At 66.8% G+C, this 253-nt stretch carries 1 pseudogene; it reads left to right on the top strand.

Annotated features, from left to right (window positions below):
- Positions 1-78 precede the first annotated feature (78 nt).
- Positions 79-253: pseudogene (locus tag SB822_RS59070) on the top strand (Na/Pi cotransporter family protein); the annotation flags it as partial.

The following is a 253-nucleotide window of genomic DNA, read 5'->3' as shown; positions in this document are numbered from 1 at the left end:
CTACTGTCATACGCCCCGGATGCCGTGCGCGGCATGCGGTTCCGGTTACGGCAGCAGAGAACGAGTGCGCAGTGCCTTATGTTGATTCTCCTTAACCTTCTCGCAGGCGTGGCACTGCTCGTGTGGGGCTCGCATATCGTGCGCACGGGCATCCTTCGCGTGCTGGGCGCCGATCTGCGCGGCGTGCTCGGGCGCAGCACGCGCAACCGCTGGCGCGCGTTCCTGTCCGGCGTCGGCGTCACCAGTCTCGTGC

This window comes from Paraburkholderia sp. SIMBA_054 (genome assembly GCF_046534875.1).
Classification (GTDB): Bacteria; Pseudomonadota; Gammaproteobacteria; order Burkholderiales; family Burkholderiaceae; genus Paraburkholderia; species Paraburkholderia hospita.
The sequence above is the reverse complement of the archived record's forward strand: the minus strand, read 5'-3'. Positions and strand labels throughout refer to the sequence as shown.